We start from the raw sequence: 26,029 nt of genomic DNA on the forward strand, positions 1-26,029 counted from the left end.
GATAACGGAACTCATAACATAAGTTCCGTTACGCACCAGCCCGTTCGATATCAGGTTCTCCAAGTATTACCCTATATATTTAATTTCCAAGATCTCGGACGGCGTCGCGGGTATCGAGGGCATCATTAGAAACGCCCCTGACCGTGGAGGTAACCGAGTTCAGGACGTCGAGGAACTTCACGAGCTCAACAGAATCCGAGTTGGAGATATACAGTACGTCCTTGTCCATCATGCGGAACTCCTGAACCGCGAACAACGTTGCCGGATCGCGCAGGTTCGCCCGGAAGATGACGGGCACCTGGTCGCCCTTGAAACGGCTGGTGTCGATGTTCAGACGCTGGAGAATGCCGCGGTCGACCTTACGATAAACCACGACCTCCCGCGGATCCGCGCGCGTATCGACGAGGCCGCCGGCCTTAGCCATAGCTTCGCCGAGCGTCAGATTCGAATCCTCAAAATCGATGCGATTGTTGACGCCGGATGCACCAAGCGCGATGAACGTCCGGCGCTCGTGTTCGACCGAAACGGTGTCGCCCGGCGCGAGAAAAATATTCTCGGCCGGATTCTTCAACAGAGTTTCGTAAGCGACAGTTGCCGTTTTGCCGCGGCGCTGCAATGTGATGTTGGTTTCAATATTCGGCGTCGTGAGGCCGCCCGCTTGGGAAATCGCATCGAGAATGCGATCACCGGCCGGCGAAAGAACGACCTTCTGCGGATTGTTGACGTCACCGACGACGGCCACTTCAGCGGAACGGCTGCCGCTGGTCGTGAGAACCACTTGAGGTTCGATAGCACGGCTTGCCAGCCGGTCTTCGATATCCTTCTCGACTTCCTCCTTCATGCGGCCGGCGGCGGGAACTCGGCCTGCGTAGGGGATGCTGATCGTACCAGCCTTGTCGATCGTCTGCTGAGGCAAGGTAATGTAATTGCCGGGACGGCTGCCTGCGTCGGACGGAATGAAAAGCCCCCCCGACTGAGCTTCGAAAATTGAAACCTGCACGACATCGCCGAAACCAAGCGGGATATCCGGGGCTCCACCGCGACCACCACCGAAACCGGTGCGCAGCGAGCTCGTCGGGATCTTGTCGAAATAAGGTAAAATTCCCTTGTTTAAGTCGATCAGCACGTAGTCGATGCCAACCTTTCGGTTGGGTGTCGTGACCTTAATTGCTGCAGCGCGGTCGATTTCCGTATGGTCCGGACCGGACCGAGGGAGAGAAGTGCAGCTGGAAAGCGCGATCAGCATCGATACAATGATGCCGCCGCGTCGAGTTACAGGAATGCCCATCATGACCCTATCTGGTATAGCACTGAAACCGTTTAGCCCGGTGCTAGCTTAAAAGACAAGTAGATATCCGACCCCGCCAGCTGCTGCATACCTAACAGAAGGTTATTGTGGCAATAGGGCAACTAGCATTCTCTCGGTTATGGTAAATTAGCAGGGCGCGATACGTAAGGATTCTGCAGTAATTCGGATACAACTAGAACGAATATTTGGAGTCTTCTTGATGGTGATTTTATGTGATGTCGGCCTTCAAATGGTCATATTTTAAAAATCTCAGCCGAGCGTTCGATTCGCAGGCCCGCCGGAACGTCGCTGTTGTTTTCGCTGACTCTTTCTTCGCGACTGCAGCAAATTGAAATGACCGCCGCCAGAAGGCCCATGAAGAAGATGGCAAAACCGGGGATCTGAATCGAGAAATCGATAGCAGAATGTGTCGCCACCAATAGAACCGAGGCGCAACCTAGAATTGGATAGTGCCTCTGACGACGACGAGCTCGATAGCCGTCCCAAAAAGCACGCGCGAGGACGAGAAAAATCAAGATAATGACGATTGGGAACATGACCCCAAGCGTCAAGAAGCCTTCCAAGTAGGAATTATGCGCCCTGTCGACGATCCCACCGATCCCGCAATCGGGCGTACGATAGGCCGAAAAGACGGTGCGGAACGTACCGAATCCGGTCCCCTGCAGCCAGTTCTGAGAGAGAGCGTTCATCGTACCCGACCATACACAAAAGCGGTCGTCGTCCGCCCCCCTCTGGTCAGCGCGCAAGATCGCTCTCCCGCCAAAAATGATCGCGAAAACGAGAATGAGGGCAATTGCACCGGCTGCGGGCAACCATCTCCGAGTCAGCGATCTGCTCGCTCGAGAGGAAAGCCTTGAGCGTCTGCTCTTCCACCGGCTGGCAAGATAAGGGAGGTACAGGAGGGAGCCGATGCCCGTTGCGGCAAGCCCGGCGCGGGATTGAGTAAGCATCAAAGCGGTCAGGCAACAAAGGCCAAGTCCGGCGAAAAACCAGAAAGCCAAGCCTTCGTTGAAACTTCCGGAGGGAGCGGATGAGAAACCGAAATAGGCGCGGCCGTTTTCCGAAGCGAATGTTGCAAGCAGCAGAAAACCAACCCCCAGGAAGGTCGCTGCCGTGTTGCGGTTGACGAAGACGGCGGTGAGGCTGTCGAGATAATACCGCTTGTTCTCGGTCAGCAACATCTTTGGAAACATCAAGAACTGGCCGAGGCCGAACAGCGAAATCAAGCCTGCACCAATGGCAAGCGTGACTAAGATGCGACGCGCCCGCCTGTCTGTATCGGCAATGATGAGGCCGGTCAAAAAGGTCATGGCCGGCAGCGCTATATAGAGGAGGGAGGCGAGTGTGTCGGCCGGCGCGACCGAAATCGTATCCCTCGATGCGCCGGCGAGCAGGTTTGCGTCCTTCCAGATTGGATTGACGAGAGAGGCCCAGGGCAGGTGGACCGTTTGGATAACGATCCAAGCCGAGGTGACGATGAAGAGCTGCAGTGCAAAGACGAAGACCCAGCGGCCGCGCCGGGGCTCTCCGAAGAGCAGCAGGGAGGCTGCGCTCAGCGCAAACATACAGATGGCGACCGTGGCGAAAGGTCTGGCGTCGACGAGACCGAACGGAATGACGGCGGCCAACACGAGAGTGCTGTAAAGGCCGGCAAAAATGGTCTTCAATCTGTCCGTTACAGCCACGGTGAATAACTTTTTAGATAGCGGTCGCCCCTCCGGCACCGCTACGCCTGTCTCTGCAAGAATTAATTGGACTTTGCAACCCTGTCCTATGCCGATGCGGCATTCGGATTGGAAGCGGCCAACGTGCGTTCGACTGCCGCCAAAAACGAGATCCATTAAAATTGTTCGGATCGATTTAAAGGGATCGAGATTCCTTCCCCGTATGGTCCCGGTCATTGGTCAAAGCCGGCTAGAGCTTCAGCCTAAGGATTAGAAACCGGGTTTAACCGGCATGTGCATCTGACCGCGCCGCGGTCGTCGAAGCGGGGTAAGAAAATGTTCAAGCATGCACTGATTGCGACGGTGGCGCTTGCATCTCTGTTTGCGGTTCAGACTGCCGAGGCTGCTGGTCCGGCCGGCTTTGCCCGCGGGCTGAAAACAGCGCCGGCAATCAGCTATATCTCGGAAAAGCGCCGCACTTCAGCCCCTTTCGCGCATGTGATGTTTTGCGCTCAGAACCCGGCTGAATGTGCTGCTGGCGGCGGCGCGTCCGAAATCTTCCTGAGCCCTTTCGCAGACAAGCAGCTTCGGGCCGTCAACGCCTCCGTCAACCGCTCGATCAGGCCGGTCAATGACAGGCCCGATCAGGGCGATGTCTGGCAGGTGAATGTGAAGTCCGGCGACTGTGAAGATTTCGCGCTGACGAAGCGTGACCGTCTCATCGCCATGGGCTGGTCAGCGAAAGCGCTTCGGATCGCCGTGACCAAGACGCCCGCCGGCGAAGGTCATGCGGTTCTCGTCGTCAAGACCGATCAGGGCGATCTGGTGCTCGACAACCGCTCGAACGCGATCAAGGGCTGGAAGGATACGGATCTTCGCTGGCTGATGATCCAGTCGGGCGACAACCCGCGCGTTTGGTACCAACTTTGATTGAAATCTGCCGTCGACGACACGGGCGGCATAGGGGGCTTGCGTGAGACCGTTCGTCTCTTGTCAGAAACATGGATCGAGCGACGCACATTGCGTCACGTTTTAGGTTCTCTGAAAAAAGCATCGCTTTCCCCGGGCACAAGCTCCAGCGGCCAAATCCGGTTGCGCGCGCCGTTGCGGTAGATCTCGGAATAGGCCGGCATGCCCGCAAGCAGGGTTTCGGCAAGTGCCGCGCCGAGGTCAGGCAGCGACATGCGGAAGCATGTCAGCGTCGGCTGCAGGAATTTTGCGCGTGGTTCCTCGCGAAAGCCGATGACAGCGAGATCCCGGCCTGGGACAATGCCGGCTTCGACAAGGCGGCGATAGAGGCCGATCGCCATCAGTTCGTAGATGAGAATAATGGCCGTCGGCCTGTCTTCGATCAGCAGCAACTCCTGGCCGGCCTGGTAGCCGCCCTGTTCGCTTGATTTCACGCGGATCACCAGCTTCGGATCATATTTGATCCCGTGCGTCTCCAGAGCCTTTCGATAGGCGTCCACGAAGATATAGCCGAGATTGATCTCGCCCGAAGGAGCGGCGATCGCGATGCGGCGATGGCCTTTGGCGACAAGCCGGTCGACGGCGCTGGTCGCGACACCTTCGAAATCAAGGTCGATCCAGGTGAAGTTGCCGCCGCCGGAAGAGCTGCGGCCGAGCGCGACGAAGGGGATTTTTGCCTTCACGAGCAGATCGATGCGCTTGTCGATGCGTTGTGTCGCGGAGATGATCATCGCGTCGACCACGCGGCGCGCCACCATGCGCTTCAAATATTCGTAAGGGTCCTCGTCGCTCGGGCAGGGGAGCATGACGAGATCGAGCTTGTGGCGTGAAAACACGCTCTGCAGCCCGCCCGTCACTCCGAGAAAGAAGTTGTCGCTATTTTCGACCGTTTCCTTGCTGGTCTCGATCATCAAGCCGATAACGTTGGTCGTGCCTTGGCGAAGGCTGCGGCCAGACTGGTTGGCGACGTAGCCAAACTCTTCGGCGGCGGCCAATACTCGCTTTCGCGTCTCTTCATTGACATCAGCCTTGCCGTTCAGCGCACGCGAAACCGTCCCGATGGATACATCGAGATGTTCTGCGAGCTGGCGGATACCCTTCATCTGCGGCGATCTTTCTTCCGAAACGTGTGTTATCCGATCTTATTGCCATGAGAAAACGTTTACGGAAAGCGCCATAGCGAGGAAGAGGCGCCATTTTGCAAAACCCTTCAAATAAAATAGTGCTGCATTGCGAAAGGTTTTTGGCTAAGCGCCCGTTCGCATTGCGATTTTCCGCAGCATCTGAGCTACCGGCATAGGCATTGACAGCAGTAAACGTTTCCGCTTAGTATCGTAAACGTTTACGGAAGGCGTTTCGGGAGGAATCTGAAGCGCACCGCTGGAGGAAATCGTGAAATTGAATGCCGTTCTGTGCGGGTGCGGAGCTATGTCTAAAGGCTGGCTGCGTGCTATCAAGGAAACGCCTGATCTTGCCGAGGCAATCGAGATCGTCGGCCTGGTCGACGTCAATCCGGCTGCCGCCGAAGCGCTCGCCGAGGAATTCGGTTTGAGAGCGGCTCGGGTCGGCACGGATCTCGCTGAGATCATTGATCAGACCGAAGCCAATATCGTCTTCGACGTCGTTATCCCGGCTGCGCGTTTCAATGTCGTCTCGACGGCCATGAAGGCCGGCTGCCATGTGCTCTCTGAAAAGCCGATGGCAACCTCGCTTGCAGAAGGGGCGGCGCTGATCGATCTCGCCGCCGAAACCGGCAAGATCCACGCGATCATTCAGAACCGTCGCTTCATTTCCGGCGTCCGCCGCCTGCGCCGTTTCGTCGAAAGCGGGGCGATCGGCGAGTTGACCGGCATACATTGTGATTTCTTCATTGCTCCCCATTTCGGCGGCTTCCGCGAAGAGATGGATAATGTCCTGCTCCTCGACATGGCGATCCACACTTTCGATGCCGCCCGCTACGTGGCCGACAAGAAGCCGCTCGCCGTCTACTGCGTCGAGCGCAATCCCAAAGGATCCTGGTACCGGCATGGCGCTTCTGCCAACGCGACCTTCGAATTCTCCGACGACGTGGTCTTCACCTATCGTGGCTCCTGGTGTGCCGAAGGTGAGCGCACGAGCTGGGAAAGCCAGTGGCGGATCGTCGGCTCGAAAGGCATGCTGACCTGGGATGGTGAGGATGGGTTCAAGGCTGCTGTCGCCGGCAACGAGCCGGGCCTGCTCCGCGGCTTTTCACCCGTCGAAGTTCCCGCACCGGAACGTGTCGAGGAAACCCACGGCCATGCGAGCGTGATCGCAAGCTTCGTCGAGGCGATCCGCACCGGAAAGCGCCCGGAGACGGTCAGTTCCGACAATATCAGAAGCCTCGCCATGGTCTTCGGCGCAATCGAAAGTGCCGAGACCGGGCGTCGCGTTGACATTTCAGCATAAGGATAGATGACGTGAGCAATCCCGCCAAAGCCATTCGCATCGGTACCATGGTCAGCGCCTCCAAGGGCGGCGCCGACAAGCGCATCGCCCAGATCGCCGATATGGGTTTCGAAAGCTTCGAGCCCTTCTTCTGGCAGACCACCAACGGCCAGGATCTTGCAGAACTCGGCAAGCGCAGCGTGGAAGCGATCGGTGATCGCGACATCACCATCTCGACGCTTGGCATGTTCGGCAATCCGCTGGAGGAGACGGATATGGACCTGCAGACGCTGCAGGGATGGAAGGATTGCATCGATAACGCCCATCACTTCGGCGCCACCTGCGTCGCAGGCTTTACCGGCCGCATCCGCAACAAGCCGCTGACTGAGAGCCTGCCGCGTTACAAGCAGGTCTGGAGCGAGCTTGCCAAGCGCGCCGCCGATAAGGGCATCAAGATCGCCTTCGAAAATTGCGCCATGGATGGCAACTGGGCGACCGGCGACTGGAACATCGCTCATAATCCCGATGCCTGGGAGCTGCTCTTCAACGAGACGCCCGACGACAATATCGGCCTGGAATGGGAGCCCTGCCATCAGATGGTTTATCTGATCGAGCCGCTGCCGCAGATCCGCAAATGGGCGAGCAAGATCTTTCACGTCCACGGGAAGGATGCGACGATCCGCTGGGATGTGATCAAGGAACACGGCATCTTCGGCAAGGAAAAGTTCGTCTTCATGCGCACGCCGGGCTTCGGCGACAGCAACTGGACCGACATCATTTCCGAACTGCGGCTTGCCGGCTGGTCGGGCTCCATCGATATCGAAGGCTGGCATGACCCGGTCTATCGTGACGCCCTGGAAATGACCGGCCAGGTCTATGCACTCAATCATCTGAAGCATGCCCGGGGCGGCGATTTCGTCGTCGATCCGGTGTGAGGAAACATGGCCGGCACGGAGGACATGCCGGCCATTTCAAAGGATAACCACAAAGGAGGAGAACCATGGCTATCCGCAAATTTGCAGTTCTGGGCGCGCTGGCGCTTGCTGGCGTTTCGCTCTTCGGCTTGTCTGCCAAGGCGGAAGACGTCAAGCTGACGCTCTGGTCGCTGGACAAGGACACGCAGCCGGCGCCGAACCTGGTCAAGGAATTCAATGACCAGCATAACGGCATCACCATCGAATATCGCCTCATCCAGTTCGATGACGTCGTCACCGAAGCGATGCGCGCCTATGCCACCGGGCAGGCGCCTGATATCATCGCCGTCGACAATCCTGAGCACGCGCTGTTTTCATCGCGCGGCGCCTTTCTTGATCTCACCGACATGATCAAGAATTCGAAGGTCATCAAGCCCGAAAACTACTTTCCCGGACCGCTGAAGTCGGTCGAGTGGGATGGCAAATATTTCGGCGTGCCTAAGGCGACGAACACGATCGCGCTCTACTACAACAAGGACATGTTTAAGGCGAAAGGCCTCGATCCGAACAAGCCGCCGCAGACCTGGGACGAACTTGTCGAGGATGCCCGCAAGCTGACCGATCCGGCCAAGAACGTCTACGGTCTTGCCTTCTCGGCCAAGGCCAATGAGGAGGGCACCTTCCAGTTCCTGCCCTGGGCGCAGATGGGCGGCGGCAGCTACGAGCACATCAATGCCGATGGCGCGGTCAAGGCGCTCGAAGTCTGGAAGACGATCATGGACGAGAAGCTTGCCTCGCCGGATACGCTGACCCGCGGCCAGTGGGATTCGACCGGCACGTTCAATTCCGGCAACGCCGCCATGGCGATCTCCGGTCCGTGGGAGCTGGATCGCATGATGAAGGAAGCGAAGTTCGACTGGGGTGTCACGCTGCTGCCGGTTCCGAAGGAAGGTGCAGAGCGCTCTTCGGCGATGGGGGACTTCAACTGGGCGATCTTCTCGACCAGCAAGCATCCGGCCGAGGCCTTCAAGGCGCTCGAATATTTCGCCTCGCAGGACGACAAGATGTTCAAGAATTTCGGCCAGCTGCCGGCCCGTTCCGACATCTCCATCCCCGAGACCGGCCAGCCGCTGAAGGACGCCGCGCTGAAGGTCTTCCTTGAGCAGCTGAAATACGCCAAGCCGCGCGGTCCGCATCCGCAGTGGCCGAAGATCTCCAAGGCGATCCAGGATGCCATTCAGGCTGCGCTCACCGGCCAGATGAGCGCTAAGGATGCACTTGATCAGGCAGCCGACAAGATCAAGGCGGTTCTCGGCTGATCTCCCGCATCACCGGATGGCCTGACGGCCATCCAAGATTTTCCTCCCGGAAGGGGCTGCTGCGGCTTTGGCCAGGCAGCCCCGTTCGGAGCAATGGAGGACCCATGAGAAGGATCCTTTCCAGCGTCAGGGATGGCCGCGGTTTCGATATCGTGCTTGTCGCCTTTCCGCTTGGCTTTCTGTTTCTGATGGCAGGCCTGCCGCTCATCTACAACGTGGTGATGAGCTTCCAGGAGGTTGACATGTTCAGCCTCGGCACCTTCTCGCGCCCGTGGGTGGGCTTCAAGAACTACACGGATCTTTTCGCCCAGCCGGAAACGCTGCCTATCCTCTACAATACGGCGATCTTCGTCGTCGGCTCGATTGCCGGCCAGTTCCTGATCGGCTTCGGCCTGGCACTATTTTTCTGGGTCAATTTTCCGGGCGCTTCTTGGCTGCGCGGTCTCTTCCTCGTCTCTTGGGTCATGCCGGGTCTCGTCGTCGGCGCGATCTGGAACTGGATTCTCTCGGGCGACTTCGGTGTCCTGAATTTCATTCTGAAGGAAAGCGGTATCATCTCCGGCAATATCTTCTGGCGCTCGGACCCGCATTATTCGCTTTACGCTGTCATCATCGCCAATATCTGGCTCGGCACGTCGTTCAACATGATCCTGCTTTCTGTCGGCCTTTCCGGTATTCCTGGCGATCTCTATGAGGCCGCCGAACTCGACGGCGCCACGGCCTGGCAACGCTTCTGGACGATTACGCTGCCGATGATGCGCTCGACGATCGGCGCTATTATCGCGCTCGGCCTGATCTTCACGCTGCAGCAGTTCGACCTCTTTGCCGCCATTACCTCGGGTGGCCCGAACAACTCCTCCAACGTTACGCAATACTGGGCCTGGGATTTGTCTTTCCGCCAATATGATTTCGCCAAGGGCGCGACCATTTCCGTCATCATGATCGTTTTCGTGATGTTCGCCTCTGTCGTCTACGTCCGCTCGACCCGCCATGAGGTGCGCGGATGAGCGAGACTGCACGCAACCGTCTTATGCTCGCGATCGCTATCATCATGGCGGCGATCTACCTTTTCCCGCTTTATTGGATGTACATCACCGCGCTGAAGAGTGGCTCGGAGATGTTTGCCACACCGCCAAGTTTCTGGCCGACCTCTGCGCAATGGAGCACTTATGCCTATGTCTGGGAAACCCGGAACATGGGCCTCTATCTCTGGAATTCGCTGCTGATAGCGATCGGTGCTGTCGTCATCATTACGGTGCTCGGCGTCGGCTGTGCTTATGTGCTGGCGCGCTACCGTAATATCTGGGTGGATATCGGCCTCTTCCTGATCCTTATGCTGCAGGTTCTGCCGGCTTCGCTGATGATCACACCGATTTTCGTCGGCTTCTCTCAGATCGGCATGCTGAATTATCCAAGGCTTGCCGTCATTATCGCCATTGCCGCAAAGAGCATGCCGTTCTTCGTGGTGCTGGTGCGGGCAACCTTCATGGCGGTTCCGATGGAGCTCGAAGAGGCTGCTCTCGTCGACGGCAATTCGCGTGTCGGCGCCTTCTTCAACATCGTGCTGCCGCTTGCCCGCAACGGCATTCTGGTCAGCGCCATTCTCATTTTCATGCAGGCCTTCGGCGAGTTCGTCTATTCCAAGTCGATGATCCAGGCCGCCGAGCTTCAGCCGGCAAGCGTCGGGCTCAATTCCTTCATGGGGCCGAACACCAATGAGTGGAACAACATCATGGCCTACGCCACGATGTATGTGACGCCGATTCTTGCCATCTTCGTTCTTTTGCAGCGCCGCATCGTGTCCGGCCTCACCTCGGGAGCCCTTAAATGACCCCTCAGATCGAGCTTGCCGGCGTCAACAAACATTACGGCGCCTTCCATGCCTTGAAGAATATCGACCTCTCCATCACCAAGGGCACCTTCGTTGCGCTCGTCGGTCCTTCCGGCTGCGGCAAGTCGACCTTGCTGCGTTCGCTCGCCGGCCTGGAGACCATTTCCGATGGCAGCCTGAAGATTGCCGGCGAGTTGATGAACGGAGTGCCGCCGCGTAAACGCGATGTCGCCATGGTGTTTCAGTCCTATGCGCTCTATCCGCATATGACTGTTGAGGAAAATCTCACCTACAGCCTGCGCATGCGCGGCGTTGCAAAGGCGGAGGCGAGAAAGGCGGCCGAGGAGGTCGCGGCCACGACAGGCCTTTCGCATCTCTTGAAGCGCTATCCGCGTGAACTCTCCGGCGGCCAGCGCCAGCGCGTCGCCATGAGCCGCGCCATCATCCGCCACCCGAAGGCTTTCCTTTTCGATGAGCCGCTATCAAATCTCGATGCGGCGCTGCGCGTCCATATGCGCAAGGAGATCCGCGCCCTGCACGACCGTCTGCACGCGACCTCGGTCTATGTGACGCATGACCAGATCGAGGCGATGACGATGGCTGATCATGTCGTCGTCATGAAGGACGGCGTTATCGAGCAGCAGGGCAGGCCGCTCGACCTTTACGACAAGCCTGCCAACAAATTCGTCGCGGGTTTCATAGGCTCGCCCGCGATGAACTTCATTCCCGCAATTGCCGACGAGGATGGAAAAAGCCTGACGCTCGATCTCGGCGTGATCAGGCAGCCGATTGCCATCGATCATCAAATTCAGCCCGGCAGCAAGGTTACCGTCGGCATCCGTCCCGAGCATATCGGCATCACCAACCAGGGGCAGGGGAGTTTTGACGTGCCGGTCGCGGTCGTCGAATCGACGGGCTCCTCGACCTTCATCACTGCGGCGACGACGCCTGAGCTGACGATCGTCGAAACTGGCAGGGGAACGGTTCAGCCGGGCCAGACGATCGGCGTGGCGGTGGCTCCAGCCCAGGTGCATCTCTTCGATGAGGCGAGCGGCGTCAGAATTTGAGATCCGGCTTCTGCCGGATCAATTTCCGCAGCGGTCAGCGGCGGGACATTGCCCTTCTTATCGAGCGAGCGAAGCCGGCGTGGCTTGTTTGGCCGCCACCTCTGTACCATGGGGCGCTTCGCTCGAGTTTGCCCACATGGCCACAGCAAGTCCGGCGACGATAAAGTAGGGGAGTTTGCTCGAAAGCTTGAATTTGCCGGAAACGGCATTGCCGCGGGTGCATTCAAAGCCGGACATTTCTGGAGTCATCAGTACCTGTCTCGTGCGAGTATCACGCCACATACATAGTACATGCGGCGATTCGAATGAACCCCCAGATAAGGGGATATACAAGAAGTTGCCGACATCAGGCAGATCAGTGTCCGCCCTGATGGCCGGAACCCTCGCCAAGGTCGATCCTGCGCAGGATGAACGCGAGCGGCAGAACGGCAAGCGACAGCCACATTAGCGTGTGGAAAACGTCGATATAAGCAAGATAGCTCGCCTGGATCTGTACCTGCTGGCCGATCCAACCCATGGCCTGCGATTGTGCATCGACAGCTCCCGCCCCTTTGCCGGCTAAATATTGCGTGGCGCTCTGCAGCGCGTGGTTGTAGGTGGGGTCGGAAGGAATGACGTGCTCGACCAGCCGGCTTTGATGCCACTGCTCCCGATGGGCAAGCACGTTTGACGCAATCGCAACGCCGATCGAACCACCTGTGTTGCGCGCCGCATTGATCAGGGCCGATGCTTGGTCCGTCTGGTCGGGTCTCAGGCCGTCATAGGAGGCTGCGGTCATCGGGATGAAGATCAGCGGCAGGCCCAGGCCGAGATAGATGCGCGACCAGACGAAGAAACCGAAGTTGAGGTCTGCGTTGAGGCGCGTCATGTCATACATGGCGGCAGCAATGATCGCTGTGCCAATCGCGATCAGGTATTTCGGCTGGAACTTATTGGAAATCCGCCCCGCCACGAACATCATGAACATCGTGACCAGGCCGCCGGGCGAAAGCGCAAGACCGGCCCAGGTCGCCGTATAGCCGAAATTCTGCTGCAGGACCAGCGGGATGAACTGGGTCGTGGCGATCAGAATTGCGCCTGTCGCCAGCATGACGATAAAACAGGAGCCGAATTGCCGGCTTGCCAGCAGGCGGACGTCGACGACAGGATTGGCCGCGTTCATCAGCCAGGGAATCGCGAGAAGAAAAGCTGCAACGCAGATTGCCGTCGCGACTATGATGAAGTTCGAGCCGAACCAGTCTTCCGTCTGGCCACGGTCGAGAACCAGTTCGAGTGCCCCGAGAAAGGTCGCAACCATCAGGAAGCCGATAATATCGAAACGCACGCCTTGCTGACGCATCCGCGCCCGTTCCTGACGCAGTGAATCCGGTTCGTTCACCAGGACGTATACGAGGACGAATGCGAAGAGGCCGACCGGTCCGTTGATCAGAAAGCACCAGTGCCAGGAGAAGTTGTCAGAGAGGTAGCCGCCGAGCGTCGGGCCGACCACGGGAGCGACGACCACGGCGACGCCGAACAGGGCAAAAGCCTGGCTGCGTTTCGATGGCGGGAAGGAATCGGCGAGGATCGACTGGGAGATCGGCACCATGCCGCCGCCGGCAAAGCCCTGGATCATGCGGAAAATCAGCAGGGATTCCAGGTTCCAGGCAAGGCCGCAGCAGATGGAGGCGATGGTGAACGTCGCAAGGCACAGAAGGTAGAAGCGCCGTCTCCCGTAACGCTTGGCAATGAAGCTGCTGGCGACGAGAATGATGGCGTTGGAGACGAGATAGGTCGTGACGACCCATGAAGCTTCATCGGCGCTGACGGCAAGACCGCCGGAGATATAGCGCAGCGCCACATTGGCAATTGTCGTATCCAGAACTTCCATGAAGGTTGCGAGTGAAACGACCAGGGCAATCAGCCACGGATTGACAACCCTGGCACCGGATGCCGGCATGCCATCCGCTGTCGTGGCATCACTCATGTCAGTTCCTCGGCCGCACGGTAACCGTCGGAACCACGGACATGCCGGGACCGATCGCCACATCTTGGGGCCAATTGTCGACGACGATCTTGACGGGCACGCGCTGTGTGACCTTGACATAGTTGCCGGTCGCGTTTTCAGCCGGAAGCAGTGAAAAGGCAGTGCCCGAACCGGGCTGGACGGAATCGACACGGCCACGAAGCAAATGATCTGGATAGGCATCGATCGTCACGTCGACAGGTTGGCCCGGCCGCATGTCAGTCAGCTGGGTTTCCTTGAAATTGGCCGTCACCCAGATCTCGTCGGGCACGAACATGGAGACTGCCTGTCCGGCCTGGATATATTGCCCCTTCGCGCCGCTGAGCTTCACGACACGACCCGGCTGGGCGGCCGTGATCGTCGTGTAGCTGAGGTTCTGTTCGGCCGTCTCGACCTGTGCTTCCGCCTGATGCAGATTGGCGACCGCGCTTGCCCTCTGCGCTTCGGCAGCCGCCTTATTCTTGATGGCTGAGGTAACGCTTGCTTGGGCCTGAGCGGTGCTCGCCTCGTTCTGCCGCAAGGTGGACACCGCCTGCTGGGCTGCCTGCTCGGAGCCTGCACCGCTTTTGACCAGTTGCTGTTGTCTGTTGTTCTCGTCCTTGGCATATTGAAGGGCGGCCTCTGCCGATGTCAGCTGCGCCTTTGCTTCGTCAATTGCCGCCGCTGCCGCGGCGATCTGGGCTTCGGCGCTCGAAATGGCAGCCTTTGCGACGTCTATCTGGCTGTGCGCCTGATCGAGCGCGATCTGGTAGTCGCGCGGGTCGATCTTGGCGATCACCGTTCCGGCATCGACATGCTGGTTGTCGGAGACAGGAACATCCGACACGTAACCTGAGATCTTGGCCGCGACGGAGAAGCTGCGCGCATCGAGGAACGCGTCGTCTGTCGTCTCATAAGGATGGAAATAGATGAGCCAGATGAAGTAACCGCCGACAGCAAGGGCAATCAGCGCAAGAACGATGAGAAGAGCAGCGATCGGATGACGCCTGACGACGGAGGGTCGCTGCTCCTTCTCCTGGCCCTCCTCGGCATTGTTTTCCGCCTCTTTGACCGGGGCTTCATCTTTTGTGGGAGCGGAGGGTTGCTGTTGCCTGGCGGCGGCGCGCTGGTTTTGGGGCACGGCAAAATCTTTCATCTTGAAACCGGAGACCAACGCCGGATCATCGGCTTCGGTTCCGGTCAAAATGTCGCAAGTCCGGGCATGGCCGCTTTTTCAATTCGCATATCCGGAACAATTTCCGGTGGTAGTGGTTAGGCAAGCGCCCGGCGAACCTTTACGGATCACGACCATGACCTACACGACCATGCGCTCTTACATTGCAATCGTGGCGCCACCTCTGCGTTCAGTTCCGCTCCATTTTTCAGCCGCCTGCCTTGTTGGCGCGCTTCTGACCGACATTGTCTACTGGCGGACAGCCGAAATGATGTGGACGAACTTTTCCTCCTGGCTTCTCACCTTTGGGTTGCTGCTCGGCGCTCTGGCGGCCATTGCCGTGCTCATCGACATCTTCAGCGGACGGCTTCTCCTGCGGGGCGGTTTGGGCTGGCTCTATATCATTGGCAACATCGCCGCCTTTGTTGTGTCGCTCTTCAACGCCTTCATACATAGCCGCGATGCATGGACCTCGGTCGTGCCGACGGGGCTAACGCTCTCAGTCGTCGCAGCCGTGCTGATCGTGATCAATGCTTGCATCGGCTGGGTTATCTTGCGCCAGCGTGCAGGAGGGCTCGAAGAATGAACCGCTCCCTTGCGTTCTCTTATTTCAACGCTTTGGCTCTGATCCTGCTCTGCAGCAGCGGCGCGCTTCTCGCTGGCTGCAGCGACAATGAGCCCGACCCGACGAGCGAAATCGGCCCCAATCCCAAGCTGCCCGAACAGGCGCAATATCTGATACCCCCGATGCACGTCGCCTCGGTCATCGGATGGAAGGAGGGCGAAACGCCGAAAGTCGCCGACGGATTGAAGATCACGGCGTTGGCGGCGGGGCTGAAACATCCGCGCTCGGTCTATGTCCTGCCAAACGGCGATGTACTGGCGGTCGAATCCATTGCGCCACCTGCCGCGTCGATCAAGCGGCCCAAGGATCTGATCATGGGCTGGATAGAATCCATGGCGACCTCGGGCGGCGGCAACGAGGGCAGCAACCGCATTACCCTGCTGCGCGATGCCGATGGCGACGGGGTCGCCGAAGTCAACGAAACCTTCCTCGACCATCTCAATTCGCCCTTCGGCGTGGCACTTGTCGGAAGCGATCTCTACGTCGCCGATACCGATGCCATCAGGCGTTATCCCTATCAGGAGGGCGAGACGAAGATAACCGAGCGCGGCACCGTGCTGACCGAACTCCCAGGCGGGCCGATCGACCATCACTGGACGAAGAGCCTCGTCGCCAGCGAAGACGGCAACAAGCTCTACGCCGGCGTCGGCTCGAACAGCAACATAACGGAAAACGGCATCGAGGCGGAAAAGAATAGGGCCGCTATCCTGGAGGTCGACCGGCAGACCGGCAGCTTCAGGATCTTTGCCGATGGGTTGCGCAATCCCAATGGTCTCAGCTGGGAGCCGCAGACCCATGCGCTCTGGACGGTCGTCAATGAACGCGACGAGCTTGGCCCCAATCTTGTTCCTGACTACATGACCTCCGTCAAGGATGGCGGCTTTTATGGCTGGCCATACAGCTATTTCGGCCAGAATGTCGATCCGCGCGTCATGCCGCAAAGGCCGGATCTCGTGGCAAAGGCGATCGTTCCCGACTACTCGCTGAGTGCGCATGTTGCGCCGCTCGGCATGGCCTTTTACACGGCCGACAACCTGCCGGCCCAATATAAGGGTGGCGCTTTCGTCGGCGAGCATGGAAGCTGGAACCGCCATGAATTCAATGGTTACAAGGTCGTTTTCGTCCCATTCCAGAATGGCAAGCCGAGCGGCAAACCGCAGGACGTCGTCACAGGCTTTCTTCAAGGGGACGACCAGACGCATGGCAGGCCGGTCGGACTGGCAGTCGACAAGGCCGGCGGCCTGTTGATCGCCGACGATGTCGGCAACACGGTTTGGCGCGTGACCGCCGCGAGGTAGGCCGCGCAGGTCGACCGTTCCTCTTACCGCCGGCCTTGCCGCGTGTAGGCGGGCGATCTGCCTTGCCAGCCCTCAGATCTCGGTTCGCCGCAGCAGATAATCCAATCCCCCGACCCTGAACCACCTATAGGCATAAGGCTCCAGGAGCAGGCAATGTTTGCCGCGATCGTCGGCTTCGCTGTTGTCGCCATCGGCGATGTCGATCAACAAGTTTCCTTGTTCGCCGACATCAGGATCGATTTCAACTTCCACGGGCTTCGAATGGAGATTGTGGACGATCAGCACGGCGTTGTTTCGCCAATCGTATCGGATAGCGAGCACACCCGGGTCGCCGGCATCGAGGCAGGTAAAGTCGCCCCAGCCGATCTCCGGTGCCTCCTTGCGCATGCGGATCAGGCGCTCTGTCCAGTTCAGCATTGACTGTGGATCGCGCCGTTGCGCCGCAACGTTCACGTGCTGGTATCCGTAAGGGCCTTTCGTAATGACCGGCAGGACCGGTTTATCGTGTTTGGTGAAGCCTGCATTGGGCTCTCTTGACCATTGCATCGGCGTGCGGGCGCAATTGCGCTCCGGCAGCGACAAGTCATCGCCCATAGCGATCTCGTCGCCGTAGCGAAGAACAGGCGTTCCCGGCAACGAGAACATCAGACTGTAGGCCATACGAATGTACGGGGCGCTGTCCTTGAGCATCGGCGCCAGCCGGCGCCGGATGCCGCGGTCGTAAAGCTGCATGGATTTGTCCGGTCCAAAGGCGGCAAACACGGCCTGGCGCTGTTTTTCGCTCAGTCGCCCAAGATCGAGCTCATCGTGGTTACGCAGGAACAGGCCCCATTGCGCCGTTTGCGGCCGGGCGCGCGTCTTTTCCATGGCTTTTACGAGCGGACCGGTGTCTGCGGTTGCCAGCGCATAGAAAAGCGCCTGATTGACCTGGAAATTGAACATCATCTGCATGCGGTCGCCATCTTCGCCGAAGTAATCGAGATCAGTTTCCGGCAGGACATTGGCCTCGGCCAGGATGATGGAATCGCCCTGCCGCCACTGCAGGAACTCGCGGAAGGTTCTCAGCATGTCGAATTGCTCCGCCGGCTTCTTCACAGCCGCTCCCTTCTTGGCAATGATGAAAGGGACGGCGTCCATTCTGAAGCCGGAGACGCCGAGCTGTATCCAGAATCCCATGATCTTTAGGATCTCGGCCTGGACATGCGGATTGGCAGTATTGAGATCCGGCTGGCAATCGTAGAAGCGGTGGAAGTAATAGGCCTTTGCCGCCTGGTCGTAGGTCCAGGTGGATTTCTGCACCCCCGGAAACACCATGCCTTGATCGGCATTCTCAGGCTTTTGCTCGGACCAGACGTACCAGTCGCGATAGCGAGATGTCGGATCTCGTCGCGCCTCCTGAAACCACGGATGCTGATCGGACGTGTGGTTGACTACGAGGTCGATCAATACGCGGATGCCGCGTTGCTTGGCACCATGCGTGAATTCAACGAAATCGCCCAGCGTGCCGTAGCGTGGATCGACATTGTAATAGTCGGATATGTCGTATCCGTCGTCTTTTCCGGGAGAGGCTTGGAAAGGCATCAGCCAGATGGCAGTAATGCCGAGGCCTGCGAGATAATCGAGCCGGCGCATGAGGCCCTGAAAATCGCCAATGCCGTCGCCATTGGCGTCCATGAAAGTTTCTACCGATAAACAATAGATGACTGCGTTCTTATACCAGAGGTCGTTGATCATCGCTTTCTCCTCGTTCGCAAGCCAAAAGGCTGTCATCGACGGATTGTTCCGGTACCGCGGAAATGGCGCTGTCAGACGGTCTTTTTGATGGAGTCGGAGGACATGCCGAGCCGGCCCGCCGGCATCTCGAAGCGGCAGCCGGTTGTGTCAAATTTAAATGCCGGCAGATGGACTGCCAGCTATGGTCCCGCCGCATGCATGGTCTTGCATGTCATGTCGGGGGCGCGAGTTTGGCAGGTTTGATCCGTTATTTATGGGCTACACAGCCTCGCATGGCGCGGAATCAATCCAGCCATTCGTTCGAAAAAGCGAGACTCGCGACGGAAATCGGCCGCTCTTCGGAACGGACAGTCACCGAGATGATCGTCCGCTCGCCGGCTGGCAGTTCGTCGCGTGCGACATCTACTAGAATTCGCGCCATTTCCTTAAGCACCTCGTCTCGTGACGCAAGTTCCGTTCCCGCATCGTCCCGAATCGGGCCGTCACCGTTGTGAAGGTCAAAGAAGTATCGGGCCATCTGCTCACCCCATTGAAATGTTTCATCATGAAGTGCCGACCGGTCAAATTGTTCCATTCGTCTATTCTGTTGGGAAGTCACCGTTTTTCCGCTTTCGTCCTATGCGGGGAGAGCCGTTCTTGATCGAGCCGCTCCTTCTCAATCTCGAAAGTCACGATGTGCTTTCCACTGCGGAGATCGAGCTCTTGCGCGCGATCGTCGGACGGGAAAGATCCGTGGCCGCGGGTGAAGATCTCGTATCGGAGGGAAGCAGACCCAATCATTCGACGCTGCTGCTGGATGGATTTGCGGCCCGCTATAAGGTTCTGGAGGATGGCACTCGCCAAATCACCGCGTTGCAGGTTGCCGGTGATTTCGTCGATCTGCATGCCTTCCCATTGAAAGTGGTGGACCACGGTGTCCTGGCAATCTCCAACTGTCGCATCGCCTCCGTCGATCATCAGGAACTGAAGGCGATCACCGAAACCAATCCCCATCTGACGCGGCTGTTGTGGCTTGATACGCTGGTGGACGGTGCAGTGCACCGCGAATGGATCGTTGCCATGGGGCGCCGCTCCAAGAAGGCGCATATCGCCCATCTCATCTGTGAACTCTACGTGCGGCTTCGCACGGTGCGCCGGACGAACGGGCCGAGCTTTCAGCTGCCGCTGACGCAGAACGCCATGGCAGATGTCCTCGGTGTTTCCCTGGTTCATTTGAACAAGACGCTGCAGTCGCTCAGGAAAGAAAAGGCTTTCGCTTGGGAGGGTAGGGTTATCACCATTCTTGACTGGGACAAGCTGCAGAAGATTGCGGGCTTCGACGCTGGGTATCTGTCGTTGTCGATCGAAGCGCGTTAGGAGTAGCTGTGCCAGAAACCTGTCGGATCCAACGTGGGAACGCATCATGATCAGCCGTTACATCAAGCCTCGCGACGAAGCGCTGACATCGGATGATCTCGCCGTCTGCCAGAAAGTGCTGGATGCTGTGAAGGCCGAATTCAAGTTTGCCGATGACGAGGAGGAGGTGAGCCGTTCGGCTGCGATCATCATCGAACTCTACCGCCAGGGCGTCCACGACGAAGAACAACTGAAGACGCTGGTCTTTGCCACGCGCGGCAAGATCTGAAGCAACCGTATCCATCAATATGGGTGCGTCGATCTGGTATGCCATCCGCCCAAACCCTACCTTTATCGCGCGACGTCGGCGCAGCTGTCGCCGTTGAGGGCCGTATGGCTGCTGCCAAGCCGTCCGCATCCGGAGGTCTTATGAGAAGTTTGATTTTAGCGGTCGCCCTTCTGGCCCCCACGGCTGCCTTTGCTCTCGAGGCGGTGGAGGTCAATGCGCGCGACCATTCCTGCCGCGAACTCCGGCAGATTATCCAGCAGAAAAAGGCCGTCTTCGTTCGCATGGGCATCGGCGGCAGGAGCTTCCGTTACCCGCCTGCGCAATGCCGGCTCGGCGACAAATATGATGTCGCAAGGGTGCGCGCCGCCAACGGGGAGATGTGCGTGCTCGACTACGAGTGCGTTTACGACCCGCAATCCTTCTACAACCGCTTTCCCAAGTAAGCTTTCTATCGCTCTGCCGCTGTGGCGTAGGCGACCTGAAGCTCCATCTGTACCGCATCCATGAACAGGGCAGCCTGCCGCGACAGCTCAGCGTCGCTGCAGCCCTGTTCCCTCAAGTTGGCCGCGAACCCGGCCATCTCCGACCGCCAGAAGCGGTTGGCGGCCTCGCCGTGAAGGGTCTGAAGGGCCTCGGCGCAGCGCCTGATATCGGCTGTGCGTCGGTCGGCGGGAAACTGCAGAAGCGGCATGCTATCTCCGTCATTGTACTGGGCGAATCGCTAAGTGTCCCGCAGAATGGCTATGAGTTCTTCATAAGTGGTGAACCAACCGAGGACACCGCTCCTCGCCTGCTGCCCGTTCGTTCGCTGGCGACAGATCACCGAAAATTGACAGAATGTACTGGCAGCAGTCGCCGTCGTCACGCCGAGCTATGTTAGAGTTCTCCCCATGACGCAGTGATGGGAAGTGATGATGCTCACGACACTTGCGATCCTCGCGAGCCTGTCCGGCGCTGCCGCCACGATCGCGCAGTCAAGCCAAAACGAAGTCGATGTCGAGCTGGTGCTGGCCGTGGATACGTCCCGCTCGATGGATTACGAAGAAGTCCGCATCCAGCGCGAGGGCTATGTCGAGGCGCTGCGGCACAGGGAGTTCCTCGACGCTGTGAAAGGAGGCCTGACCGGGCGGATTGCTGTCAGCTATTTCGAATGGGCCGGCTATGTCGTGCCTGGTTCCGTCATCGATTGGCAGGTGATCGAGACGCAAAAGGATGCGCTGGATTTTGCCGACAAGCTGGAGATGCGGCCGATCGCTACCCAGCGCCGCACCTCCATATCCGCAGCGATTGTTCAAGGGGCGTCAATGCTTGCCGCGAGTCCGTACAAGGGGCATCGCGAGGTGATCGACGTTTCCGGCGACGGTCCCAATAATTCCGGCGATCCGGTCACACCTGCGCGCGATGCGGCTCTGGAGGCGGGCATCGTCATCAACGGGCTGGCCATCATGCTGCGACCATCCGATGTGCCCGAAGGGCTCGACAAATATTACGGTGACTGCGTGATCGGCGGCCCCGGCTCCTTCGTTTTGCCTGTCTATAAGATCGAGGATTTTGCCGTTGCCGTTCGCAGGAAGCTGGTCTGGGAAATCAGCGGGCGCGAACTACCGGCAGAGATCGGCAAAATTGCGATAAATCCTCCGACAACAGACTGCCTGGTTGGCGAGAAGCTCTGGCAGAATTTGTTCGATCGTTGACCGCCGGCCCCAAATTATCGAAACGCCTGAAGTTCTGCCCGCTGGTCCAGCCATGGCAGAACCACCTGGGTGATCGCCCAAGATTTGCGGCAGGATGAGATGCTGTGGCTACCAGAGGGCGACCGGCGCACTCGCGAGAAACTGTTCGAGAGCGGAAGCGGCCGCCATGATCTCCTCATGGGCGGCGAAGATCAGCAGCCCCAGCAGTGAAATAGCTGATCCGACTTCCAGGGCAGATATCGATCTGGCCTCGGGCACTGAAAGGCTTGTGGGTAGGGCGACGACGAGGGTTGGCCGGATCGCATTTTGTCGGTTGTCGTTTGCGGGATGGAACAGGCGGACAGGACGAGGGTGCGCGAGACGGGATTTACTGCATATTCTAGGATAGGCTTCGCAGACTGATTTAGACATCGAATGTGCCCCTCATCGGCTTGGAAGGATCGTAGGGATCACATGGGGCTTAAGCAGGCGTCGTTCAAACTATACTCACGGATAGGACGGCGCCTCAAAAGAGGCCATCAGTCTGCTTAGTCATGCATTTCCTGCATAGGTGAGCTGTAGTCTGAACGCTACTCTTTCTCGCCGCCCCATATTATATATCTCTCATCAAAGCGAACGAAGCGCCGCTATTTGGCAGCTATCGCTGGACCCAAGGAAAGGGGATTAAAATGAACATCGCACGCACCTTCAACAACTGGCGCAAGTATCGGCAAACCGTTACTGAGCTTGGCCGTATGTCGAGCCGCGAACTGAACGATCTGGGTATTGCCCGTAGCGATATCCGCGACGTCGCACGCGCTGCCGTCGGCCGCTAAGACCGGTTCTTAACGAATATCAAACGCGCTCGCCCAACCAAGGCGGGCGCGTTTTTCGTATCACATGAGCTCTTCTTCTGGCGCATAGCGCATGGCACCTTTGCAAATATGTGCCTAGAAGATTGGCAGCGATCGGCCCATATCGCTGATTAAGCGAAGCGGTGAAACTCCTCCCCGTCGCTTTGTCTGAGACGCGGCTTACCTTCTCCCAAGCCGGCGTCAACGGGGTGGCCTCCTCCTCCCGCCGCCATGCGTCATGAAAGGCGTCTGCCGGATCTCCTCCTCCCCGGCATAGCCTTACTCTTTAGGCGACGGTCTTGGTCAATCCAGAGTCTACCGCCGCACGGTTTCCCTCTCTTGAACCCATTTAGACTTTCATCAGGCGGAGTGGCCTGCTATTCAGGGTAGCGCTTACAGGGGGAATGCCAGGAATGCCTCGAAGAGAAGTCCCAAAGTTTCGACAAGCCATTCGAGAAGCTGCGGATTATGCTGTCGCCAAATCGGTCGTCAGATCGTGAGCGTCGAAAGCATTCCTTTTCCGCCGCCTGAGAAAAGCGACACGGGCCGGCGATCGATGCTGTTGCGGATCGGCAGCAGCCTTCCTGCCGCAATGCTGTTTCTGGCTGCCTATTTTATCACCCACGCACTCATTCGGATCGCGCTTCCCGACACGCTTGGTCTTGACGAATCCGAGCAGGCGTTCTTCTCGCAGTATCTCTTCTTAGGCTACGGCCCTCAGCCGCCCCTCTACAATTGGCTTCAATATGCGGTCGTCTCAGTAGCCGGCCTGTCGATATGGACGCTGGTGATCCCCAAAAACATCATTCTTTTTCTCTGTTACGTGTTCTATGGACTCGCTGCTCGAGAGGCGTTGAAGGACAGGGCGCTTGCCGCAGTCGCGATGCTAAGCCTCATCACCCTCCCACAGGTTGGCTTTCTTGCGCAGCGCGAGCTGACCCATACCGTGGCGCTGCTCGTCGCAACCGGGCTGTTTCTCTACGGCCTGTTCAGAACGCTGCAAAAGCCGACACTCACCTCCTATCTCCTGGTCGGCACCGCTGCCGGCATCGGGATGATTTCCAAGTATAATTTTGCCATCCTGCCTGCCGCCGCTCTGCTCGCGGTGTTGGCGGATAAGGATTGGCGTCGCCGTCTGCTCGACTGGCGCGTGCTTGCTGCAATTGCCATCAGCGTTTTGATCGTCCTGCCGCACGCGCTCTGGCTGAAGGACAATATCGACAGCGCCTCGACAGCGACCCTGCAGCGGATGACGGCAAGGCACGAAGCCTCGAGCGCCATCCTGCGTATCGGTCAGGGGCTCGTCTCCCTTGTCGTTGCCGTCATCGGGTTCTCAGCCTTGCCGATCGTGCTGTTCGCCGCCGCCTTCCGTCGCGACCTCTTGCGCGCGCTCAGGGCGACGAGCCCGATGATCCGCCTGATCGAGCGGATGATGATGGCAAGCCTGCTTGCCGTAGCCCTCGTCGTCGTTGGTGGCGCAAGCCATATCCATGAGCGCTGGCTTGACCCGTTTCTGCTGGTCCTGCCCATCTACATGCTGTTGAAAATGCAGGCTGCAGGCATCGACCTGTCTGTCGGGATTCGCCGCCTCCTGCCTGTTGTGCCGGTGGCAATGGTCATCATCGTGACGGTTCTGACCGTCAGGATCGTTGGGGCTCAATATGTCGGCAACTATCCGATCCTGAACGCCCCCATGGCGGGTTTCGCGTCAGAGCTGACGGCGACTCGAAGACCGAACCTCATCATCGCCTCCAACAAATACCTTGCCGGCAACTTTCGTTTGCAATTGCCAGAGGTGCCGACCGTGCTTCCGGACTTCCCGGACACGGCAGCGACCGACTACGCCAACACGAAAGGCCCTGTTCTCGTCCTTTGGCGCGGCCCCAGCGATAAGGACGCGACGATGACGCCAGATTTTGCGGCCAGGCTTAAAGCCGCAGGCATCGAGGTGGCGCAAACAAACACCCTTGCGATGCCCTATCTCTTCGGACATCGGAAACACGCGTTTGCTATTGGCTATGCCTGGATCGAAGGTGGGGCGAAGTAGCCCCGCTACTGTGCCCGAAACTCGCTAAATCCACGTCAGCGGTTCCGGAAGACAGTGCAGGCAACGCCTGCAGCGCGGATCGTGCTGCAGAGCTCGGCCGCTTCGGCGCGGGTCTCCCGGCCGATTCTCGCTGCATAGCGGGGGCGGTAGCCGAAGTTTCCGCCCCTTTGGCGCACGATCAGGGCGCGCTCGGCGTTCAGCGGCTCAGGAAGCTTTGTAAGCGATACGGTAAAAAGCCGGTCCGCCACGGACGGATTGTAGTGGGCGGCAAGCTGTACGCCCCATGGCGCCCAGTCGGCCGATCCGGTCAGCACCGGCTCGTTCATCTGCCGGGTTTCTGCGAGTGCCACACATGCCTGATGGAACGGCATGCCGTCCCGCAGCTCCGGCGCAGCGATTTCCGGAGGGCTGTCCCGCCAGGTTTCCACGGTCTGGCCGGTAATCGCGAACACATAGTCGCGGGTCTCGATCGGCAAACGGCCGGAGGAGAGAAACCGGCTGAGCCCGGATTCACCGGCATTATAGGCAGCGGCAGCAAGTCCGAGATTGCCGAAACGAAGCCTGAGTTCGTCAAGATAGCCGGACGACGCTTTGAGCGCCTGGACGACATCGAAGCTGTTTTCGAGCGCTCGCCGCCGGGCGGTTCCCGGCATGAATTGAGCAATGCCCTCCGCGCCCTTCGGACTGACCGCTTCCGGGCGAAACAGGCTTTCGCGCCAGATCAGGCGGGCGAAGAAAGCAGGCGGAAGGTTGTGGATCGCCGCGAAACGGTCCATCACGGCGCAGAGATCGGCATTGAAGTGATCTTTTCGAATGCACATGGTTTGTCCGTCACCAGCGTCACCCTGGTAAAGGCAAGCCGCTTCGGAAGCTGACGGCTCGCCAGCGCTGGCCGTGGCCGCCACGATAACCCATGCTGCGCAAACCAACACTGCAGCTATTAAGCCTATGCCGCATCTCATCGTCACCAACCTTCTGGCGACATCGTCGCGGTTTTCAGGCTAGACGGCAAGCGTCCTTGTCGGTCCGTTGCTCCGAGCGATGTGCTTGCACAACCGTCAAGACCCCAATGCCAGCCTCAGCTGCCGCACGGCGAATAGCGTCCTGCAGTTCACTGACATCGATCTGCCCGGTGATCGCATCGACGCAGGCCTTGACGGCCACGACATATTCCTCGCCGTCCTCGGACGGCCAGTCCGCTATCAAAACCTCAGCGGCGTCTCTCAACGTTCTGAGGACCCTGTATTTTTCCCGGCCACCCAGCATCAGCACCAGAGGGGGAAAGCGCTCGTATATGTTCCATTCCATTACACTTGGTCTCCCCAACGTATGGATATTGGTAACGTTGCAAGAACCATACCGACTGCGTGTGAAAGATAATGTATATGACAACTTCAGGGTGGCTCTGCCGGCAATGTCAAAAACGGAGAATGTGGTTCAAGTTTTTATTGCCTCCTATTCCGGCTTTCGCTAAAGGAAACATCATTGGCTGATGACCTTTCGGCCACGTAAGCGTTAACGTCACTCAACGCGTATG

The 26,029-nt window shown here is 58.5% G+C and carries 27 protein-coding genes; 15 read left to right on the forward strand and 12 right to left on the reverse strand.

The features are described 5' to 3' along the window. Positions 1-79: 79 nt before the first annotated feature. On the reverse strand, positions 80-1,288 hold the full coding sequence (locus tag FHT92_RS26965) for a polysaccharide biosynthesis/export family protein (protein ID WP_183831174.1): 1,209 nt from the start codon (positions 1,286-1,288) through the stop codon (positions 80-82). 254 nt (positions 1,289-1,542) lie between these two features. Then, entirely contained in the window at positions 1,543-3,210 is a 1,668-nt protein-coding gene (locus FHT92_RS26970) for an O-antigen ligase family protein (RefSeq protein WP_246735566.1), read from the reverse strand. Positions 3,211-3,309: 99 nt separating this feature from the next. Here FHT92_RS26970 and FHT92_RS26975 point away from each other — a divergent pair, with 99 nt between their 5' ends. Next, positions 3,310-3,903: a transglutaminase-like cysteine peptidase gene (locus FHT92_RS26975; protein WP_183831032.1), complete on the forward strand. Its 594-nt coding sequence runs from the start codon at positions 3,310-3,312 to the stop codon at positions 3,901-3,903. A 95-nt stretch (positions 3,904-3,998) separates the two neighbouring features. Here the strand turns inward: FHT92_RS26975 and FHT92_RS26980 are convergent, their stop codons facing one another. Beyond that, positions 3,999-5,045, reverse strand: coding sequence for a substrate-binding domain-containing protein (locus tag FHT92_RS26980; protein ID WP_183831034.1), 1,047 nt, complete (start codon positions 5,043-5,045; stop codon positions 3,999-4,001). 289 nt (positions 5,046-5,334) lie between these two features. Between FHT92_RS26980 and FHT92_RS26985 the strand changes: the two genes are divergently transcribed. The 6 genes from FHT92_RS26985 to FHT92_RS27010 all read left to right on the forward strand — a co-directional run bounded on the left by FHT92_RS26985 (position 5,335) and on the right by FHT92_RS27010 (position 11,479). Further along, positions 5,335-6,369, forward strand: a complete 1,035-nt coding sequence (locus tag FHT92_RS26985; protein ID WP_183831035.1) for a Gfo/Idh/MocA family protein — start codon at positions 5,335-5,337, stop codon at positions 6,367-6,369. An 11-nt stretch (positions 6,370-6,380) separates the two neighbouring features. Then, positions 6,381-7,283 carry a sugar phosphate isomerase/epimerase gene (locus FHT92_RS26990; RefSeq protein ID WP_183743000.1) on the forward strand — a complete coding sequence of 301 codons (903 nt, stop codon included), beginning with the start codon at positions 6,381-6,383 and terminating at the stop codon, positions 7,281-7,283. A gap of 65 nt (positions 7,284-7,348) precedes the next feature. Then, on the forward strand, positions 7,349-8,581 hold the full coding sequence (locus tag FHT92_RS26995) for an ABC transporter substrate-binding protein (RefSeq protein WP_183831037.1): 1,233 nt from the start codon (positions 7,349-7,351) through the stop codon (positions 8,579-8,581). A 104-nt stretch (positions 8,582-8,685) separates the two neighbouring features. Next, entirely contained in the window at positions 8,686-9,588 is a 903-nt protein-coding gene (locus FHT92_RS27000) for a carbohydrate ABC transporter permease (RefSeq protein WP_183743004.1), read from the forward strand. Further along, positions 9,585-10,412: a carbohydrate ABC transporter permease gene (locus FHT92_RS27005; protein ID WP_183831039.1), complete on the forward strand. Its 828-nt coding sequence runs from the start codon at positions 9,585-9,587 to the stop codon at positions 10,410-10,412. The genes FHT92_RS27000 and FHT92_RS27005 overlap by 4 nt, the downstream gene beginning before the upstream one ends. Further along, positions 10,409-11,479: an ABC transporter ATP-binding protein gene (locus FHT92_RS27010; protein ID WP_183831041.1), complete on the forward strand. Its 1,071-nt coding sequence runs from the start codon at positions 10,409-10,411 to the stop codon at positions 11,477-11,479. The genes FHT92_RS27005 and FHT92_RS27010 overlap by 4 nt, the downstream gene beginning before the upstream one ends. Positions 11,480-11,536: 57 nt before the next feature. Here the strand turns inward: FHT92_RS27010 and FHT92_RS27015 are convergent, their stop codons facing one another. The 3 genes from FHT92_RS27015 to FHT92_RS27025 form a co-directional block, all read right to left on the reverse strand. Then, positions 11,537-11,728 (reverse strand): hypothetical protein, encoded by a 192-nt coding sequence (locus tag FHT92_RS27015; protein WP_183743010.1) that lies wholly within the window; start codon positions 11,726-11,728, stop codon positions 11,537-11,539. A 106-nt stretch (positions 11,729-11,834) separates the two neighbouring features. Beyond that, on the reverse strand, positions 11,835-13,445 hold the full coding sequence (locus FHT92_RS27020) for a DHA2 family efflux MFS transporter permease subunit (protein WP_246735567.1): 1,611 nt from the start codon (positions 13,443-13,445) through the stop codon (positions 11,835-11,837). A 1-nt stretch (position 13,446) separates the two neighbouring features. Continuing rightward, the gene (locus FHT92_RS27025) at positions 13,447-14,619 is read right to left on the reverse strand and encodes an HlyD family secretion protein (protein WP_183743493.1); all 1,173 of its coding nucleotides are present in this window, start codon (positions 14,617-14,619) and stop codon (positions 13,447-13,449) included. A gap of 154 nt (positions 14,620-14,773) precedes the next feature. Here FHT92_RS27025 and FHT92_RS27030 point away from each other — a divergent pair, with 154 nt between their 5' ends. Beyond that, positions 14,774-15,223 carry a DUF2231 domain-containing protein gene (locus FHT92_RS27030; protein WP_246735568.1) on the forward strand — a complete coding sequence of 150 codons (450 nt, stop codon included), beginning with the start codon at positions 14,774-14,776 and terminating at the stop codon, positions 15,221-15,223. Beyond that, entirely contained in the window at positions 15,220-16,560 is a 1,341-nt protein-coding gene (locus tag FHT92_RS27035) for a sorbosone dehydrogenase family protein (RefSeq protein WP_183831043.1), read from the forward strand. The genes FHT92_RS27030 and FHT92_RS27035 overlap by 4 nt, the downstream gene beginning before the upstream one ends. Positions 16,561-16,632: 72 nt before the next feature. Here FHT92_RS27035 and FHT92_RS27040 read toward each other — a convergent pair whose 3' ends face one another. After that, a complete protein-coding gene (locus tag FHT92_RS27040; protein ID WP_183831044.1) occupies positions 16,633-18,294 on the reverse strand; it encodes an alpha-amylase family protein in 1,662 nt (553 codons plus the stop codon). Positions 18,295-18,577: 283 nt separating this feature from the next. Beyond that, positions 18,578-18,811 (reverse strand): DUF6894 family protein, encoded by a 234-nt coding sequence (locus FHT92_RS27045; protein WP_183743497.1) that lies wholly within the window; start codon positions 18,809-18,811, stop codon positions 18,578-18,580. A gap of 119 nt (positions 18,812-18,930) precedes the next feature. Here FHT92_RS27045 and FHT92_RS27050 point away from each other — a divergent pair, with 119 nt between their 5' ends. The 3 genes from FHT92_RS27050 to FHT92_RS27060 all read left to right on the forward strand — a co-directional run bounded on the left by FHT92_RS27050 (position 18,931) and on the right by FHT92_RS27060 (position 20,361). After that, positions 18,931-19,650: a Crp/Fnr family transcriptional regulator gene (locus FHT92_RS27050; RefSeq protein WP_183831046.1), complete on the forward strand. Its 720-nt coding sequence runs from the start codon at positions 18,931-18,933 to the stop codon at positions 19,648-19,650. 46 nt (positions 19,651-19,696) lie between these two features. After that, on the forward strand, positions 19,697-19,918 hold the full coding sequence (locus FHT92_RS27055) for a hypothetical protein (protein ID WP_183743019.1): 222 nt from the start codon (positions 19,697-19,699) through the stop codon (positions 19,916-19,918). Positions 19,919-20,058: 140 nt separating this feature from the next. After that, complete coding sequence (locus tag FHT92_RS27060; protein ID WP_183831048.1) at positions 20,059-20,361, forward strand: hypothetical protein; 303 nt, start codon at positions 20,059-20,061, stop codon at positions 20,359-20,361. A 5-nt stretch (positions 20,362-20,366) separates the two neighbouring features. Here FHT92_RS27060 and FHT92_RS27065 read toward each other — a convergent pair whose 3' ends face one another. Next, positions 20,367-20,609 (reverse strand): DUF6074 family protein, encoded by a 243-nt coding sequence (locus FHT92_RS27065; protein ID WP_183743023.1) that lies wholly within the window; start codon positions 20,607-20,609, stop codon positions 20,367-20,369. Positions 20,610-20,832: 223 nt separating this feature from the next. On the opposite strand from FHT92_RS27065, the gene FHT92_RS27070 reads away from it, so the two are divergent. Beyond that, positions 20,833-21,612: a DUF1194 domain-containing protein gene (locus FHT92_RS27070; protein WP_183831051.1), complete on the forward strand. Its 780-nt coding sequence runs from the start codon at positions 20,833-20,835 to the stop codon at positions 21,610-21,612. A 108-nt stretch (positions 21,613-21,720) separates the two neighbouring features. On the opposite strand, the gene FHT92_RS27075 is transcribed toward FHT92_RS27070, so the two are convergent. Continuing rightward, positions 21,721-21,870, reverse strand: coding sequence for a hypothetical protein (locus tag FHT92_RS27075; protein WP_183743025.1), 150 nt, complete (start codon positions 21,868-21,870; stop codon positions 21,721-21,723). A 410-nt stretch (positions 21,871-22,280) separates the two neighbouring features. On the opposite strand from FHT92_RS27075, the gene FHT92_RS27080 reads away from it, so the two are divergent. Further along, positions 22,281-22,427, forward strand: coding sequence for a DUF1127 domain-containing protein (locus FHT92_RS27080; RefSeq protein ID WP_183831053.1), 147 nt, complete (start codon positions 22,281-22,283; stop codon positions 22,425-22,427). Between the two features lie 574 nt (positions 22,428-23,001). Continuing rightward, a complete protein-coding gene (locus tag FHT92_RS27085; RefSeq protein WP_183831055.1) occupies positions 23,002-24,492 on the forward strand; it encodes a glycosyltransferase family 39 protein in 1,491 nt (496 codons plus the stop codon). A 35-nt stretch (positions 24,493-24,527) separates the two neighbouring features. Here FHT92_RS27085 and FHT92_RS27090 read toward each other — a convergent pair whose 3' ends face one another. Both FHT92_RS27090 and FHT92_RS27095 read right to left on the reverse strand, forming a co-directional pair. Beyond that, entirely contained in the window at positions 24,528-25,454 is a 927-nt protein-coding gene (locus tag FHT92_RS27090; RefSeq protein WP_246735569.1) for a lytic transglycosylase domain-containing protein, read from the reverse strand. A 34-nt stretch (positions 25,455-25,488) separates the two neighbouring features. Then, a complete protein-coding gene (locus tag FHT92_RS27095) occupies positions 25,489-25,800 on the reverse strand; it encodes a DUF982 domain-containing protein (RefSeq protein WP_183743033.1) in 312 nt (103 codons plus the stop codon). Positions 25,801-26,029 lie beyond the last annotated feature (229 nt).

It is taken from the genome of Rhizobium sp. BK377 (assembly GCF_014193935.1).
GTDB lineage: Bacteria > Pseudomonadota > Alphaproteobacteria > Rhizobiales > Rhizobiaceae > Rhizobium.